We start from the raw sequence: 16,595 nt of genomic DNA on the forward strand, positions 1-16,595 counted from the left end.
TTACCATAAGTACGCGGCCAACTGGTAAGAATGTCTATTTAGAAAATAAAGGTGACATACATGAACTTTTAGAAACCGTCATTTTTCGTTATACTATAATTTCAAATATACAAAGAAAGACGGGATCCTGATTGTCTGCATATGACGTAATCGTAATAGGAGGAGGTCCTTCCGGGTTGATGGCGGCGATTGCTGCCGGCGAAAAAAAAGCCCGAGTGCTCCTTATTGATAAAGGTAACAAATTGGGAAGAAAGCTTGCAATTTCAGGCGGAGGCCGCTGCAATGTAACGAATCGGATGCCAATCGATGAGCTGATTCAGCATATTCCTGGAAACGGCCGTTTTTTATACAGCGCTTTCTCAGAATTTAATAATGAAGATATTATCAGGTTCTTTGAACATCTCGGAATCAAGCTGAAAGAGGAAGATCACGGGCGGATGTTCCCTGTATCCGATAAGGCACAAACAGTCGTGGATGTTTTGCTCAATCAGCTTAAGAAATATCGCGTACATATTCGAACAACTGAAAAAGTGAAATCAGTGATGTATGAAAATGGGCGTGCGAAAGGAATTATTACTGCGAATGATGAGGTAATAAAAGCGGGCGCTGTTGTCGTTGCTGTAGGCGGTAAAAGCGTTCCGCACACTGGAAGCACAGGGGATGGATACGTGTGGGCGGAAGCCGCAGGGCACCGGATTACTGAGCTTTTCCCCACCGAGGTTCCTATTACATCGAATGAGCCCTTTATTAAACAAAAAACGCTGCAAGGTTTATCGCTCAGAGATGCTGGTGTCAGCGTATTGAATAAAAAAGGCAAACCCGTCGTGACGCATGTGATGGATATGATTTTCACCCATTTCGGCCTGTCTGGTCCCGCTATTCTTCGATGCAGCCAGTTTGTCGTTAAGGAATTGAAAAAACAGGACCAAGTGAAGCTGAAAATTGATATTTTTCCAGCCATTCATAAAGAAGAGCTTTTACAAAAGATGACCAGTGATTTAAAAGCAGCGCCAAAAAAAGCCATCAAAAATGTGCTGAAACCATGGATGCAAGAGCGCTATTTATTATTTCTTTTTGAAAGAAACAAGATTCAGCCCGAGGACACCTATTCTACCTTGTCTAAAGAGAAATTCCGAGGCTTCATTCAAGATTGCAAGGAACTCATTGTCCGTGCGGATGGCACACTTTCGCTTGAAAAAGCGTTTGTGACCGGAGGGGGAGTCTCGGTAAAAGAAATTGATCCGAAGAAAATGGCATCGAAAAAGCAAGAAGGGCTTTATTTCTGCGGTGAAATTTTAGATATTCACGGATACACAGGCGGATATAATATTACTTCTGCACTCGTTACAGGCCGGCTAGCCGGCCTTAATTCCGCTGAATATGCTTTAAGCAAATAGGCTTTGGAGAAGAAATTCTCCAAAGCCTATTCTATTTACGGTAAATGATCATAGCTGAAAAACAATAGAGCTGCTCGCCTGTTGGATCACAAACAGCCGAAACCGTATATTTTATATCAATAAATTGATTATCGGATAACTCTTTTAAAAATTGATTGACTTCATTTTGAAGATCTTTTTCATGCTCTTCATCAAAAATGGCAACCTTCAACATCTTGTCCCTCCCCTTTCTCTACTATTATGACTATTTTTGTCCAAGTCAAAATATGAGAGAAAGTTAAGGAAAGATTGATATGTGACCCAAGGTGAATTAAACTGTTTCTGGGGAATTTGCACCGTTTCCGGCTTTATTTGCACCGGTCTCGGCTTTATTTGCACCGGTCCGGCGTTTATTGCACCGGTCCGGCGTTATTTGCACCATTCCCGGCTTTATTTGCACCGTTTCCGAGAGATTTATACAACCCCGACCTTACAGCTTAGGTTTAGTTTCGCCGGACCATTCGAGCATTCCGCCAACCATATTCGTTGAATTGATGCCATGCTCCTGCAAATAGAGACAAACGTTTTCGCTTCTTCGCCCGGAACGGCAAACAAATATATAGTCCTCGTTTTCAGCAAAAAAGTCCAGCTTTTCAGGAATGTCTCCCATACGGATATGAACGGCTTCAGGGATCATTCCCTCTGCCACTTCTTCATCCTCCCGTACATCAACGATATTTATCGTTTCTCCCCTTTCAAGCAGATCCTTTAGTTCATCAGGTGTTATTTCTTTTACGCTCATTTTCGCTCAGCTCCTTTTCATCATGTATTATAACAAACGAAAGGCTGCTCTTGCTATTTATGCCGCATTATCGGGCTGTAAAAAGAGTGTAAACGAAGAATCCTAGCACCTCCACTTATTGAAGTTTCCCTTTATGTCCACCACATTTGGGAAGGGCTTTCTGTTAATAACACTGATTTCAGATTCGTAACCGCGCGCTTAAACCCTTCTTCAATAGACATAAGAGGGTCTTCATGCTCAATGCTTACGGTTCCGTCGTACCCATAAATCCGCAGAGCACTCATGATATTCGACCACTCCTCAAGGCTGTGTCCGCAGCCGACTGACCGGAAGTTCCACGAACGGGTTTGAATCTCGCTATAAGGCTGCATATCCGTTAAGCCATAACGATTGATGTTGTCCTGATCCAAATAGGTATCCTTTGCATGAAAATGGTGAATCGCGTTTTCTTTGCCCAGTATTTTGATCGCTCCGACCGGATCAATGCCCTGCCACCAAAAATGGCTCGGATCGACATTGGCGCCAATGGCAGGAGATGTCGCTTCCCTCAGCTTAAGAATCGTATGCGGAGTATGGACTAAGAAGCCTCCGTGAAGCTCTATGCCGATTTTTACATTTGCTTTTTCAGCGATTTCGCCAATTTCCTTCCAATACGGGATTAATTTATTTTCCCACTGCCACGCAAGAATTTCGCCATATTCATTCGGCCACGGAGCTACCGGCCAATTCGGATGTTTCGCCTCTTCATCAGCACCAGGCGTACCGGAAAAACAATTGACGACCGGTACATTTGTCAGTTTTGCCAATTCAATCGTTTTTACCAGCGTTTGATGGGAGACCTCTCTAAATTCCGCATCTGGTGAAACAGGGTTTCCATGACAGCTGAAAGCACTGACAGTCAAGCCTCTTTTTTCAATTTCCTGCATATATGCTTCTCTTTTCTCACTGTTTTCCAACAGTTCATCAAGCGGACAATGTGCGTCTCCCGGATACCCGCCAGTACCGATTTCAACAGCATCAAGCCCTGATTCCTTCACGTAATCTAGCATTTCAGTAAACGTTTTCTCAGCAAACAATACAGTAAATACACCTAGTTTCATTGTGCAGACCTCATTTCTTTCAGAATAGAGTGTAAACGAAGGTAATTTTCCTCTGTTTCCACTAAAGGATCTTTCTCAAAATGCTCCTGCTCAACAATCAGCCACTCTACTTCTAATTTTGCAGCATAGGATGCAAATTTCAGCCAATCAATTTCACCGTTGCCGATCACAGTACTTACTGTTTTCCCCTCTTTTTTTGCTATATCCTTAACATGAAGAGATTTCAATCTGCTGCCAAGCTTCAGCATAATCGAAATAGGATCAAAGCCAGCATATTTTGCCCAGTAAACATCAAGCTCAAAGGAAACATAATCTGGTACTGTTTCCTTAGTTAACAGATCTAAGGGCAGCTTCCCTTCCACTTTGGAAAATTCAAAATCATGGTTGTGATAAGCAAGCGAGAAGCCTTCTCTCTGAACCTGTTCTCCTGCGATATTCAGCTTCTCCGCCAGCCGTTTGTAGTCATCTTTTGTTTTTCGTTCGTTTTCTTCTACATAAGGGACAATCAACAGACGGTTTCCAATCGTATGATGGTACTCCATCGTTTCTTGTATTTTCTCTTTTGAAAGCAGCTCCAGATCGACGTGGCTGCCTGCAGGATGTAAGGAATACATCTTGAGCAGGCGGAGAATTTCCTCAGAGGATTGATCATAAAAACCTGCAAACTGCACGCCTTCATATCCAAATGACGACACTCTTTCCATTACCTGCTCCACATTCTTAGCCAATAAGTCGCGAATGGTGTAAAGCTGCAAGCCAACTTTCACGAAAATTCCCCCTCATGTTATGTGGTTTTTATTTCTGTGCAACGGAATGAAGGATTTGCTTTCACTTGACTCTAAAGCAGCGAGAACGACTTCAATAGATTTTTTCGCATCCTCTCCATGAGATTCAGGTTGCTCATCGTTTTGAATACACCATACAAAATGGTCAATGACCTGCGAGCCAAATTGGCCTCCTGTATCATTCGTCTGGATGCCTCCAATATCATAAAAAATCTGTTCTCCGTTTTGATAATGAATTGTTAAAGAATAGTCCGGATGATCTTCAAGCCTTAACACAGCTTTTTCACCGTAAATCACAGTTGAATTGTCTTCCTTTTGATAAGACCAGCTGGCAGCAAGTGTTCCGATCGCTCCGGATTCCATTCGCAGAATACAGACAGCATTATCATCAACATCAGCAGCTTTTTTTGACAAGGTGTCAACGAAGCCTGCTACTTCATTCACTTCATCGCCTAGAATAAAACGAATTAAATCTGCCTTATGTACGCCTAAATCACCCATTGCCCCGATATATGCTTCATGTTTTCTGAAAAACCAGCTGTTTTGTCCATCTACACTCCAATTCTCAGGTCCCGGATGTCCAAAGGATGTTCGAAAGCTGACAACCTTGCCGATTTCCCCTTTGGCAATCAGCTCCTTCGCTTTTTGGTGAGATTTTACAAATCTTTGGTTGTGGGCGATCATTAATTTTTTCCCGTTTCGCTTCGCTGCTTCAATCATCATCTGGGCATCCTCTGCGCTTGTGGCCATCGGCTTTTCACAAAGCACATTACACCCTGCTTCCAGTCCGGCAATTGATATTTGTGCATGAAGGTAGTTAGGGGTGCAAACGCTAACAATATCGAGATCCTCATTGGCAAAAAGTTCTTGATAATCTGTATAAGCCTTTGTTTGATACAGGTCACCTGTTTGCTGTGCCCTTTCCTGATTCACATCACAAACAGCAGCAAGCTCGGTGTAGGGATTTGCAGCATACTCTGGCAGGTGACGAATCGTTGCAATTGATCCGCAGCCAATAACTCCAACTTTTAATTTTCCCAAAACTTTCTCCCCTTTCAAATGTAGCTCCTTTATAAAATAAAGTGTATCATGGAAGCGTTTTATTTTATACAGCAATATTTATTTTTGTAGGAAAAGATTCGCTTAGAGTTTTCAGCGAAATTTCAAATATATCGGCGATTTTTAAAATATATCAGCGAAAATAGAGTACTTATCGACGAAATATTAAATATATCGATTATTCGACAAAAATCGCGCAAAACAGAACCCCTTAAGCATGTTGCTTAAGGGGTTACTTGATTAATTTGCGACAATATTAACGAGCTTGCCTGGTACAGCAATAACTTTTCGGATCGTTTTACCTTCGATTTGGTCTTTGATTGCCTGATCGCTTAACGAGAGGTCTTCAAGCTCTTTCTTCGATGCATCAGCCGGGACATTCAGTTTGGCCTTCAGCTTTCCGTTGACTTGTATAACAATTTCTATAACGTCTTCCACAAGCTTGCTCTCATCGTAAGCAGGCCAAGCTTCGTAGCTGATTGTTTCTGTATAGCCCAACTTGCTCCAAAGCTCTTCAGCAAGGTGAGGAGCGACTGGAGAAAGAAGCTTAACAAAGCCTTCTGCGTACTCTTTTGGCAGCTTATCAGCTTTATTAGCCTCATTAACAAATACCATTAGCTGGGATATCGCCGTATTGAAGCGAAGGTCTTCATAATTTTCAGTGACCTTTTTAACGGTTTCGTGGTAGACACGCTCCAGCTGCTGTTCGGACGATTCGCTAATTTTGCTGCTAAGGCTGTCATCTCCCTCTATAAACAAACGCCATACACGGTCAAGGAAGCGGCGGGCTCCGTCCAGCCCTGTAGTAGACCAGGCAATTGATGCGTCAAGAGGACCCATGAACATTTCATACAACCGGAGAGTATCTGCTCCGTGAGATTTAATAATATCATCTGGGTTGACGACATTTCCTTTAGATTTGCTCATTTTTTCATTATTTTCTCCAAGAATCATTCCTTGGTTAAATAGCTTCATGAAAGGTTCCTTAGTAGGCACGACTCCAATATCATAAAGGAATTTATGCCAAAATCTCGCGTATAACAAATGCAGCACCGCATGCTCGGCTCCGCCAATATATATATCGACTGGCAGCCATTTTTTTAATTTTTCCGGGGAGGCAAGCTCACTTGGGTTATGCGGATCAATGTACCGCAAGAAGTACCAGCAGCTCCCTGCCCATTGCGGCATTGTATTGGTTTCTCTGCGTCCTTTTTTTCCGGTTTCCGGATCAGTTACTTCGACCCATTCCTTAATATTAGCGAGCGGTGATTCTCCCGTACCGCTTGGCTTAATTTCATTTGTTTTCGGAAGCAGCAATGGAAGCTCTTCTTCAGGTACCGCTGTCGAAGTTCCATCCTCCCAATGAATAATCGGAATAGGCTCGCCCCAATAACGTTGGCGGCTGAACAGCCAGTCGCGCAATCTGTAGGTGGTTTTTTTCTCGCCTGCTTTATTTTCTTCAAGCCATTCAATCATTTTTTCTATTGCTTCCTGTTTGCCAAGTCCGTTTAAAAAGCCGGAGTTCACGTGTTTTCCGTCACCTGTATAGGCTTCTTTTTCAACATTTCCTCCGCTTACAACTTCTATGATCGGAAGCTCAAATGCTTTTGCGAATTCATAATCGCGTTCGTCGTGCGCAGGTACCGCCATGATGGCTCCTGTACCGTATGAATAAAGGACATAATCTGCGATCCAAATTGGCATTTTCTCGCCGCTAACAGGATTGATTGCGTAAGCGCCTGTAAATACACCTGTTTTGGATTTAGCAAGATCTGTTCTTTCAAGATCGCTTTTTGCTTGTACCTCTTTCACATATGACGCTACAGCAGATTGCTGCTCAGCTGTTGTAATCTTTTCTATAAAAGGATGCTCTGGTGCAAGTACACAATAGGTAGCACCAAACAGTGTGTCAGGTCTCGTTGTAAAGGCGGTAAAGCTTTCATTATGTCCATCAATTTGGAAATGAACATGGGCTCCTTCAGAGCGGCCGATCCAGTTACGCTGCATGTCTTTCAAGCTTTCTGGCCAATCAAGCTCTTCTAAATCCTCTAATAAGCGATCTGCGTAAGCGGTAATTTTAAGAATCCATTGCCTCATCGGACGCCGTTCAACCGGATGGCCGCCCCGCTCACTTTTCCCGTCAATTACTTCTTCATTTGCCAAGACGGTTCCAAGAGCCGGACACCAGTTCACAGGCACTTCGTCTACGTAGGCCAAGCCTTTTTCATAAAGCTTAAGGAAGATCCACTGCGTCCACTTGTAATACTCAGGATCGGTTGTATTTACTTCACGGTCCCAATCATAAGAGAAGCCAAGCGCTTTAATTTGGCGGCGGAATGTATCGATGTTTTTCTTCGTAAAGACCGCTGGATCATTTCCCGTATCAATTGCATATTGCTCTGCAGGAAGACCGAACGCATCCCAGCCAATTGGGTGAAGGACATCGAAGCCCTGCATTCTTTTCATTCTTGATACGATATCTGTTGCTGTGTATCCTTCCGGATGGCCAACGTGAAGCCCCGCTCCTGAAGGGTACGGAAACATGTCTAGTGCATAAAATTTTTTATGATTATTTTCTTTTGTAGCAAAAGTTTTTTCTTCTTCCCATTTCTTTTGCCATTTTTTCTCGATTTGTTGATGAGAAAAACTCATAATCAAGACCTCCTTCTTCCATATTGCTTATATTACAAGATGGGAGATTTCCGCAAAAAATATTCAGATTATTACAAAAAAACAAATAACCCCTCATCCCTGAAAAGGGACGAGAGGGTTTCCCGCGGTACCACCCTTGTTAGCATACAAAAAACGCATACTCACTTGATATCAATAACGTTGATGGACGGCAATGCTTTATGAAACATTGCAACTCCGAGGCGAGTTCAGAATAAGCTTAATATTGACTTGCACCAACCGCCAATTCTCTAGAAAAAGCCAGTTTCTTACTATTCCTCTTCAATGTTCTTACTATAAGCTAATCTTACTAGTATTTTATAGAATTGTGTTCATAAGTGCAAGCAGATTTGTATAGAATGGAAATGTAGTGAAAAGTGAGAGTGTGAGGCGAGTCTTAGTGTGGAGTTTCGTCTTTCTTTTTGGGTTCATTTGTGTTTTGGTTCTGTTGTTCCCTTACAAAATCAAAGCTTCTGAGAACAGCTTCGCCGCTGTATCCGGCAACTATCGATAAAATGACAAGCTGAACACCTGACTCGGGATTAGCTGATAAGACGAGAAGGGCAGAGGCGATCATCCCGACAATTATGTCTTCAATAAACCCTAGATAAATAAATCTTTTGGTCATCCTCGGTTTTTCAATTCTTCCTTTCTTCTTTATGTGCCCAAGGATTCCCATCATCCCCCCGATCATACACGCAATAAGTACATGTTGCAGCATTCTATCATCATCACCTTCCTATAGCCTCTATAGACGCGGAAAGCCCACTACTCGTAAACGATGATTTGTTGTTAGCGGCAAATAATTATTTCATGTATTAATATTATAAACAAAAAAAGCTTGTTTCTTCCATTATATGTGTAAGATAGGGCTTCAATCTTGATTCAAATGAATTATTTTTCTAACAGTCATAATTACCTATTTTTTCAATATTTAGGACAAGCTTTCTTTTACTGCGAAAAAATCTTACCCCCTGCTTCTAATGAGCAGAGGGTAAAAAGGGTCTTACAATTCTCTTCTAAGCGCTGTAAGGACATTCGTTCTTGTAGCTTTTATCGCCGGGTTTAACCCTGATAGCGTCGCAATTCCTACGCTAATCACTGTCGCAATGATTACAAGTGTAATCGGGATATAAGAAAAGGTCATTTGAAAATCTTCACCAACTCCGCCTTCTACAGTGCTATTCAAGATTAACGGCAAGATGAAATTAACAGCTACGCTGACCACATAGGAAATAATGATACCAATAACGGAGCCAATCAAGCCGATAAACGTACTTTCCATCAAAAATATTTTTCTGATGATTCCTGGATCAGCCCCAACGGCTTTCATAATGCCGATTTCCTGCGTTCTTTCTGTCACAGCCATCGTCATCGTGTTAAATATGCCGATGGAAGAGATAATGATTGCAATTAATCCGACAAAGATAAGACCGACTTTAAAAATCGTGAAAAATACATTCATTTGATCCAACTGCTCAGTAACGGAGAATACAAGAAATCCATCGTCCTTAAGTGCATTCGTTACTTCAGTGACATTTTCAAGCTGATCCGCATATACATTTAATGTTTTAGCCATATTCCCATTTTCTTCACTTAAACCTAGGAAATTACCGATATCCCCTTGAAAGTCATTGCTAAGGTAAACCGATGAATCTTGTTGCCAATCGCGTGCTTTCTGTTCTGTAACCCCGACAACTTTAAAATCATAGGTTTTTTCTTGATCCGCTTGTCCCGTTTCAGGATTCGTTTTTGAAACCTTTAACTTGATGTTTTTCCCAACTATATCTTCCGGATATCCTTGAGGCTTGTCTATTTCCCCTTGTTGGGTCTCAGATATTTGTTCCGTTTGTTTATTGTAATCTTCTTGTTCCTGCTTCGTCCACAACTGACTTGCGAAATCATAGCCGACGACGATTTCATTGGCCGACTCAGGAATCTTTCCTTTTTCCAAAGCCATGTTTGACTTTAATTCTTCCTCCATGTCTGTAAAAACAATTTGTGCCTGATTATTCGTGCGATTATCTAAATTTGCTTCAACCGGCTCATAAACTTCTGTTCTTTCTACAATCGCTGCGACGTGCTCACGATTCTGATAGGAAGCCAAATCTTCTTTGGACGCTGCTTCCGCTTGTTCGCCTTTTCCTTCCACACTAATTTGAGTAACGGTCTGATTGCTAAGGATCTCATCCATCGCCATTTTCTGAATTCCAAATCCGACAGAGGCCAGAACAATGAGAAAAGCACAAGACATCGTCGTCGCTAAAATGGTCATAAAAACTCGCAATTTGTTTTTTTTCATATTTCTTCGGATAAACCGAATTTGATCACTAAACTTCAACAGATTCCCCTCCTTTTGTAAATGCACCATCGTGAAGGTGGTATTTTGTATCTGCAATCGAAGCCACTTCGTCATCGTGGGTAATGATGATAAAGGTGATGCCTCTTTCTCTGTTCAGCTGTTTGATGAAGCTCAAAACTTCTTCCTCTGTTTCCGAATCCAAGCTTCCTGTTGGTTCATCTGCCAATATAATCGAAGGATTTAAAATAAGTGCTCTTGCAATACTGACACGTTGCTGCTGCCCGCCTGACAGCTCGTTTGGATAATGGCCGCTGTGGTTTTCCAGTCCGACCCGTTTCAGCATGTCTTCGACTCTCGTTTTCCTTTCAGCTTTGCCGACACCTTTTAAGCTAAGCGGCAGTTCAATATTTTCATATGTCGTTAAGCCCGGAATTAACTGAAAGCTTTGAAAAATAAAACCGAAATGTTCCAGACGGAATCTGGCCCATTCTTTTTCATTAAAAGAAGTCACATCCGTCCCTTCGATTACGATTTGCCCTTTGGTCGGGCTTATGTAGCCTGAAATTAGATTAAGCAACGTAGACTTACCAGAGCCGCTTCGACCGACAACGCAGGCGATTTCCCCTTTTTTTACGGAAAGAGAAATGTTTTTCAATACAGGAATCTCATTTTCCCTTCCTTTTTTGCCAATTTTAAACGAATGAAAGACGTTTTTTACTTCAATCATAGGTTTATCTCCTCTCATTTTTTATTTCTGAAATCATATTTTTGATTTTTTAAAGATCAAAAAGTAACTCAAAAGAAAACCGATAACGCCGCCTATTACCACTCCCAGCAGATAACCGAAAACGGATTGGCTGGAGGAATAACCGAATATTCCAAAGCCTAATATCCCAAAGCTTATTACGAGGACCTGAACTGGTTTATTCAACTTCTCCGCTAAGAAAAAGTAACCCTCTCTCTCATTCGGAAGCTTATCGAAACAAACCAGCCCTATCCAGTAAAACAAGGCAGTGAGGATAATTGGCATAACAAACACCGGCTTATCATTGAATTCCGTACTTAAATAGGCCAGTGGGGTGAGATAGACTAATATGGTATTTAACGCATCCATTGTCATCATCCCTAACCACCGGTTTCCAATCACCAAATCAACGTGTGCAATAAGCAGGCCGATAACCATTAAAGGTAGAATCGAAGCCGTGAAACCAACCATTACTTGCGCTACGACGCTTCCGGTCATAGCTCCTGCAGCCATAACCAGCATATAAAGCATAAAACAGGTTAACGTGCTCCACAGATATCCCGTATAAAAATTTTCTATGTCCGGCCTCAGGATTCCGATTAGACAAAGCGAAAAAATAAAAGACAGCAATTGAGATCCCCAAATGATTAGTGTGCCGATAAAAGCTTTAGACCGGAAAATCGTCTTTCGATGAAACGGAAGGCTCAACGTAAAATCCATCGTTCCTTTATTGCGCTCAACCCCAATTTGGATAATTGCAAGAATAATTCCAGCTAAAATAAACATTTGCAGTGAACTTCCGTCTAAGAAAAAATGACATGAAATTCCATTCTCAATATCATATTCTTTCATACACCCGCGATATCCCGCATATTCGGACAATATATAAATCGGATAGGCAAACACTGTGGTGATACAAATCACGAGCAGCATGGCCTGATGCTGCTTCCATTCTTTAAAAAGCAAGCCCCGGTCTACCATCTCCGCTTCCCTCCAAACTTCGCAATAAAGACTTCTTCCAGACTAACCGGGATTTCATTCCAAACCTTTGGATTGAGGGACTTTAAAAATCGCTTGTTTTCTTCTTCATCTTTTCTCAAAAGCAAGGTGTAGAAAACTCCTGCCTTATCTAAAATTGAAATCCCCTGTTCTCTGATTTTCAAATTGACGTCATCCTCAAATACGACCTGAAGCTTTGTATAATCGGCTTTGAGCTCATCTAAATCCATCACCTGGCTAAGCTCGTTATCGTCCATAAATCCGATCCGGTTGCACATTCGCTCGATATCCTCCAGCCGATGGGACGTGATCAGAATCGTTGTGTTTCGTTCCGCTACTTCATCAATCAGCAATTGCAGAACATCATGCCTCGTAACCGCATCAATGCCATCAGTAGGCTCATCTAATAATATAACGGCAGGCTTGATCGCAAGTGTGAGAACAAGAGACAGCTGTTTCTTCAGCCCGGTAGACAGTTCACGAAACTTTGTCGTTTCCGATATATCATACCGATTAATCAATTCGTTAGCGTAGGTTACATCAAAATCGGGATAAATCGTTCTCAGCAACTCAACCAGCTGCTTGTAGTTATATTTGTCATAAAAGGGCTGTTGCACCGGCATGAAGGCGATATTTCTTTTTACTTTCGGATGATCCTTTATACGGATCCCCTTGAAGAATACCTCTCCGCTGTCTGGAGCAATGATTTGCTGAATCACACGAAGGAGAGTCGTTTTTCCGGAACCGTTTCTTCCAAGCAAGCCGAAAATCTCTCCTTCCTCCAATTGGAATGAAATATCTTTCAGTACCTGTGTGCTGCCCATTTTTTTCGAAATATTTTTAAGCTCAATCATTCGTTTCACCCTTAACCTCATCTGTAATCTCAATTATCCAATCGTGAAGCATCGTCATGTCAACACCTGCGTAATGCGCCTCGATGATAATCTGCTTTAATTGCTCTTTTATCATTGTGACCTTACCTTCATCAAGCGACATTTTCGCCGTTTCAGAAATAAAAGTACCCCTACCACGCAGTGTTTCAATAACGCCTTCTCTTTCCAGCTCTTTATAGGCTTTGCTGACGGTGTTGGGATTCGCAATGATCATGCTTGCCATTTCGCGTACCGATGGGAGCTTGTCACCGGGTTTCATGATACCTCTTAAACAAAGCTCTTTAATTTTCTGGATGATTTGCTCGTAAATGGGTGTAGAGCTTCGCGGATCGATTTCTATCATGAATATCCCTTCTTTCTGTATGAATTTCACTCCCGTTTTCAAAAATGCCAGCTGCGTTTATTATTGAAAAGTCTGTTTCATTCATTCTTTTTCTATCGCGGCTCAGATCCGACAATTGAAATGGTTGTGAGAGATTCTTTGCCTTGCCATTTCGGAATGAGATTTTTTTGTATTCCAATGGCCGCGGCTGCAAACGAAAAAAGCAATAAACAGGCGATTGCATGGGCTGAAAGAATTAGGAAAAGCTTTTTTCTTTTCTGTTTCTTTGCGATGGAAGATACCCGATGATCATCCTTTAACATTTTCATGTTTTTTGCTCCTTTATTTATTAATTATTGCTCTTTGTAACAATACCATTATGTGTACTAGTTCATCTAATACACACATAACAATACATACATCTCTTTTATGTGTCAACTTTTTTTAAAATAAAAAAATGAACCCTATTTAAGGATTCATCTTATTTTTGATATGACTTTTTCAAAATCATTTGATTTTGCAGGGATTGAAGCTGCAAACGAGTTCGGTAGAGCAGCTCCTTTTGCTGGTCGTTTGCGCTTAATGTCAATTTATTCAGCTCATTCACGAGATCTTCAAGCTTTACTTGTGCTTCAATGTACTCCGGATCGTTAAAATGCTCCTGTTTTAAATACGTTTCGTACTGCTCTGAAGCACTGTCATACACTTCACTGCTTTTTGCTAAGAAGTCTTCAACTGATTGTCTCGTTGCCATGGTCATACCCTCCTCATCATATCCTCTTTAGTTTGACCAGAACAAAAAAGTCCATGATAGAAAAAAATGGAGGCATGGGTTTGTCGGACCTTGCACAGGCGTGCTAATATATAGGGATGCGATACATACTATAAGGAGGTTTTCTGATTGAATCAGAGCAACCCTTTTCCATATGCGAATAACGAAAAAAGATACCATACGTGGAATTATCATTTACGAAGCATCTTTGGACATAAAGTCTTTAAAGTAGCTTTAGACGGCGGATTTGACTGCCCCAACCGTGACGGCACAGCCGCTCGTGGCGGCTGCACATTTTGCAGTGCGGCGGGATCCGGTGATTTTGCCGGAAATCGTGCCGATGATCTTGTGACCCAATTTCATGAAATTAAAGACCGGATGCACTTGAAATGGAAAGACGGAAAATACATGGCTTATTTTCAAGCCTTTACTAATACTCATGCACCCGTCGAAGTTCTGAGGGAAAAATATGAATCGGTCCTTTCATTGGACGGAGTGATCGGCTTATCCATAGCAACACGTCCTGACTGTCTGCCCGATGATGTCGTCGAGTACTTGGCAGAACTAAATGAGCGAACGTATTTGTGGGTTGAACTTGGGCTGCAAACGGTACATGAACGAACTGCAATGCTGATTAATCGTGCCCACGATTATGAATGCTATGTAGAAGGAGTCAACAAGCTGAGAAAGCATGGAATCCGCGTCTGTTCACATATTATCAACGGACTTCCGCTTGAAAACCGTGAAATGATGATGGAAACGGCAGAAGCCGTTGCCCGGTTGGACGTACAAGGGATAAAAATCCATTTGCTGCATTTGCTAAAAGGAACACCGATGGTGAAGCAATACGAAAAAGGGAAGCTGCAGTTTTTGTCGCAAACGGAGTACGTTCAGCTTGTCTGTGATCAGCTTGAAATTCTTCCTCCCGAAATGATCATTCATCGTATAACCGGAGACGGTCCGATTGAATTAATGGTAGGTCCGATGTGGAGTGTCAATAAATGGGAAGTTTTGAGTGCGATAGATGGCGAGCTCGAAAAAAGAGGAAGCTATCAAGGAAAATTTTATCATTCACGTAAGCAGGAATCATTATCATGACTTTGCCAAAAATACTGCCTTTTAGCAAATATCTGCTCGAGCTTGCTGCCGTTCCTGGAGACATCGTCATTGATGGTACGATGGGAAATGGCAACGATACACTTTTTTTATCGACGCTGGTCGGAAAAGATGGCCATGTCTATGCATTTGATGTGCAAGAACAAGCGCTCGTGAACACGAAAGCAAAGCTGGATCAAGCAGCAATAGGTAACACAACCCTTTTTTTAAAAAGCCATGAACACCTGACAGCCTGTCTCCCTGAAATAATCCATGGACAAGTAGCTGCAGCCGTTTTTAATCTCGGTTATTTGCCGGGCAGCGATAAATCCGTTACAACATCGGCTGCATCCACGATATCTGCAGTCGGCCAGCTGCTTCACCTGTTAAAGGATAAAGGGATCATCGTTCTTGTTGTGTATCACGGCCATGAGGAAGGCAAACAAGAAAAACAGGAATTACTCGCCTTTTGCGAGGGGCTTGATCCGCGATTGGCACGTGTAATGACGTACCAATATATTAATCAAACCAATTATCCTCCCTTTGTAATTGCTATTGAAAAAAGTCCGAAGCCTGACTAGGCCCGGACTTTTAAATTAGATTTTCGTACGGAATTTCTGAAATTTTCTATAGGCTCTCCCGTTGATGTAAAAGAAAAAAGAAGTACTTCCGCCAGCTTTTATTAGCTTTTTTGCCAGCTTCGCCATGTCTTTTTGTCCAATGACTTTATCGTCTGATAAATAAACCCCTAAAAGCCCTCTATTTATGAATCGGTGAAAGTTTTCGTGCGGAATGCCTTTTAAATGCTCATCCGCTTTTTCGATAAAATGCATAAGCCTTTTCGTCATTTCCGGGCGTGAATGATAGTAAGTGCAAAAATTCAAATCGCCCTCTGCCAGGTCTTCTTCTTGATCGATCAAATAATCCAATAGAATATGAAGCCCTTGAATGTAGGGAAAATAGCTCTCGTAAATCTTTTGGGCAAGTGCCTGGTCAAATTCATCTTGAAACGAATAAGCAACCAAACAAAAAATACCTAACGTCGAACCGGCGCAGGCTGAGAATTCATACCATTCCATATGAGGCAGATGCTGCTTATACGTCTCAAACCACCTTTTTAGCCGGGGAACCCTTTCATTGATAACCACATGCTTATGTACTTGCAGATCACAATAATATCCTGCCAATTCAAGCAAATACGGCTTGATGATCTCATAATGCTCTATCTTACTGAGCACCTTTTGACAGGTTGAAACAAGTGTATGTAAATATCCATTATCGTCCTGATCGTCCCTATACTTATAATAATTTTTTAAAGGAGCACCAACGGTAAGCGCATCCTTCATCGATTGATGCAGCATCTCAAAATCGTTCGGGTCAAGAGATGTGCTACGGTCACATAAATTATCCAAATAATCGCTAATCGTTTGATAAGCGGTAATAAACTCTATGCATAACTCGCGGCCATTCCCAGAAAGTAATGCGAAGATCCCCCCGCCCTCACAGTGAAAGGCTTTATCCTTTAAACTTGCCAGCGCCTGTGATTTTAGTTCCGGATTTGATATTCGTACTGCCCGTTTGCGCCAATCATCCAAATTTTGATGGACACTGGGAAATATCCCCCTGTATACCTTAGCCATAAGGGAAAGAGGATGTTCAGGAATGGAAGACATTT

The 16,595-nt window shown here is 41.8% G+C and carries 18 protein-coding genes and 1 other annotated feature; of the genes, 3 read left to right on the forward strand and 15 right to left on the reverse strand.

Going from position 1 to position 16,595, the window contains the following annotated elements:
- Positions 1-131: 131 nt before the first annotated feature.
- Positions 132-1,397 carry a BaiN/RdsA family NAD(P)/FAD-dependent oxidoreductase gene (locus tag AM592_RS10975; RefSeq protein ID WP_098945230.1) on the forward strand — a complete coding sequence of 422 codons (1,266 nt, stop codon included), beginning with the start codon at positions 132-134 and terminating at the stop codon, positions 1,395-1,397.
- Positions 1,398-1,428: 31 nt separating this feature from the next.
- Here the strand turns inward: AM592_RS10975 and AM592_RS10980 are convergent, their stop codons facing one another.
- The 14 genes from AM592_RS10980 to AM592_RS11045 form a co-directional block, all read right to left on the reverse strand.
- Positions 1,429-1,611: a sporulation protein Cse60 gene (locus AM592_RS10980; RefSeq protein ID WP_053603848.1), complete on the reverse strand. Its 183-nt coding sequence runs from the start codon at positions 1,609-1,611 to the stop codon at positions 1,429-1,431.
- Between the two features lie 255 nt (positions 1,612-1,866).
- A complete protein-coding gene (locus tag AM592_RS10985; protein ID WP_053603849.1) occupies positions 1,867-2,178 on the reverse strand; it encodes a rhodanese-like domain-containing protein in 312 nt (103 codons plus the stop codon).
- A gap of 131 nt (positions 2,179-2,309) precedes the next feature.
- Positions 2,310-3,278 carry a sugar phosphate isomerase/epimerase family protein gene (locus AM592_RS10990; RefSeq protein ID WP_053603850.1) on the reverse strand — a complete coding sequence of 323 codons (969 nt, stop codon included), beginning with the start codon at positions 3,276-3,278 and terminating at the stop codon, positions 2,310-2,312.
- Entirely contained in the window at positions 3,275-4,045 is a 771-nt protein-coding gene (locus AM592_RS10995; protein WP_053603851.1) for a sugar phosphate isomerase/epimerase family protein, read from the reverse strand. The genes AM592_RS10990 and AM592_RS10995 overlap by 4 nt, the downstream gene beginning before the upstream one ends.
- Before the next feature lie 12 nt (positions 4,046-4,057).
- Entirely contained in the window at positions 4,058-5,104 is a 1,047-nt protein-coding gene (locus AM592_RS11000; RefSeq protein WP_053606077.1) for a Gfo/Idh/MocA family protein, read from the reverse strand.
- Between the two features lie 258 nt (positions 5,105-5,362).
- Positions 5,363-7,774, reverse strand: coding sequence for a leucine--tRNA ligase (leuS, locus tag AM592_RS11005; protein WP_053603852.1), 2,412 nt, complete (start codon positions 7,772-7,774; stop codon positions 5,363-5,365).
- 102 nt (positions 7,775-7,876) lie between these two features.
- Positions 7,877-8,087, reverse strand: a binding site (T-box leader).
- 102 nt (positions 8,088-8,189) lie between these two features.
- On the reverse strand, positions 8,190-8,513 hold the full coding sequence (locus AM592_RS11010; protein ID WP_053603853.1) for a DUF4257 domain-containing protein: 324 nt from the start codon (positions 8,511-8,513) through the stop codon (positions 8,190-8,192).
- A 285-nt stretch (positions 8,514-8,798) separates the two neighbouring features.
- A complete protein-coding gene (locus AM592_RS11015) occupies positions 8,799-10,133 on the reverse strand; it encodes an ABC transporter permease (protein WP_053603854.1) in 1,335 nt (444 codons plus the stop codon).
- A complete protein-coding gene (locus AM592_RS11020) occupies positions 10,123-10,821 on the reverse strand; it encodes an ABC transporter ATP-binding protein (RefSeq protein ID WP_053603855.1) in 699 nt (232 codons plus the stop codon). The genes AM592_RS11015 and AM592_RS11020 overlap by 11 nt, the downstream gene beginning before the upstream one ends.
- Before the next feature lie 33 nt (positions 10,822-10,854).
- Complete coding sequence (locus AM592_RS11025) at positions 10,855-11,820, reverse strand: hypothetical protein (protein WP_053603856.1); 966 nt, start codon at positions 11,818-11,820, stop codon at positions 10,855-10,857.
- Positions 11,814-12,692 carry an ABC transporter ATP-binding protein gene (locus AM592_RS11030; RefSeq protein WP_053603857.1) on the reverse strand — a complete coding sequence of 293 codons (879 nt, stop codon included), beginning with the start codon at positions 12,690-12,692 and terminating at the stop codon, positions 11,814-11,816. The genes AM592_RS11025 and AM592_RS11030 overlap by 7 nt, the downstream gene beginning before the upstream one ends.
- Entirely contained in the window at positions 12,685-13,074 is a 390-nt protein-coding gene (locus AM592_RS11035) for a GntR family transcriptional regulator (protein ID WP_053603858.1), read from the reverse strand. The genes AM592_RS11030 and AM592_RS11035 overlap by 8 nt, the downstream gene beginning before the upstream one ends.
- A gap of 92 nt (positions 13,075-13,166) precedes the next feature.
- A complete protein-coding gene (locus tag AM592_RS11040; protein WP_053603859.1) occupies positions 13,167-13,382 on the reverse strand; it encodes a hypothetical protein in 216 nt (71 codons plus the stop codon).
- 152 nt (positions 13,383-13,534) lie between these two features.
- Entirely contained in the window at positions 13,535-13,807 is a 273-nt protein-coding gene (locus AM592_RS11045; RefSeq protein WP_053603860.1) for a YtzC family protein, read from the reverse strand.
- 147 nt (positions 13,808-13,954) lie between these two features.
- Here AM592_RS11045 and AM592_RS11050 point away from each other — a divergent pair, with 147 nt between their 5' ends.
- Together AM592_RS11050 and AM592_RS11055 are read left to right on the forward strand one after the other, a co-directional pair.
- Entirely contained in the window at positions 13,955-14,923 is a 969-nt protein-coding gene (locus tag AM592_RS11050; RefSeq protein WP_053603861.1) for a tRNA modification radical SAM protein MnmL/YtqA, read from the forward strand.
- A complete protein-coding gene (locus AM592_RS11055) occupies positions 14,920-15,501 on the forward strand; it encodes a tRNA 5-(aminomethyl)-2-thiouridylate-methyltransferase MnmM (protein WP_053603862.1) in 582 nt (193 codons plus the stop codon). Before AM592_RS11050 ends, AM592_RS11055 begins: the two co-directional genes overlap by 4 nt.
- Positions 15,502-15,516: 15 nt before the next feature.
- Here the strand turns inward: AM592_RS11055 and AM592_RS11060 are convergent, their stop codons facing one another.
- The gene (locus tag AM592_RS11060; RefSeq protein WP_053603863.1) at positions 15,517-16,593 is read right to left on the reverse strand and encodes a tetraprenyl-beta-curcumene synthase family protein; all 1,077 of its coding nucleotides are present in this window, start codon (positions 16,591-16,593) and stop codon (positions 15,517-15,519) included.
- Positions 16,594-16,595 lie beyond the last annotated feature (2 nt).

The sequence above is a fragment of the Bacillus gobiensis genome, from assembly GCF_001278705.1.
GTDB lineage: Bacteria > Bacillota > Bacilli > Bacillales > Bacillaceae > Bacillus > Bacillus gobiensis.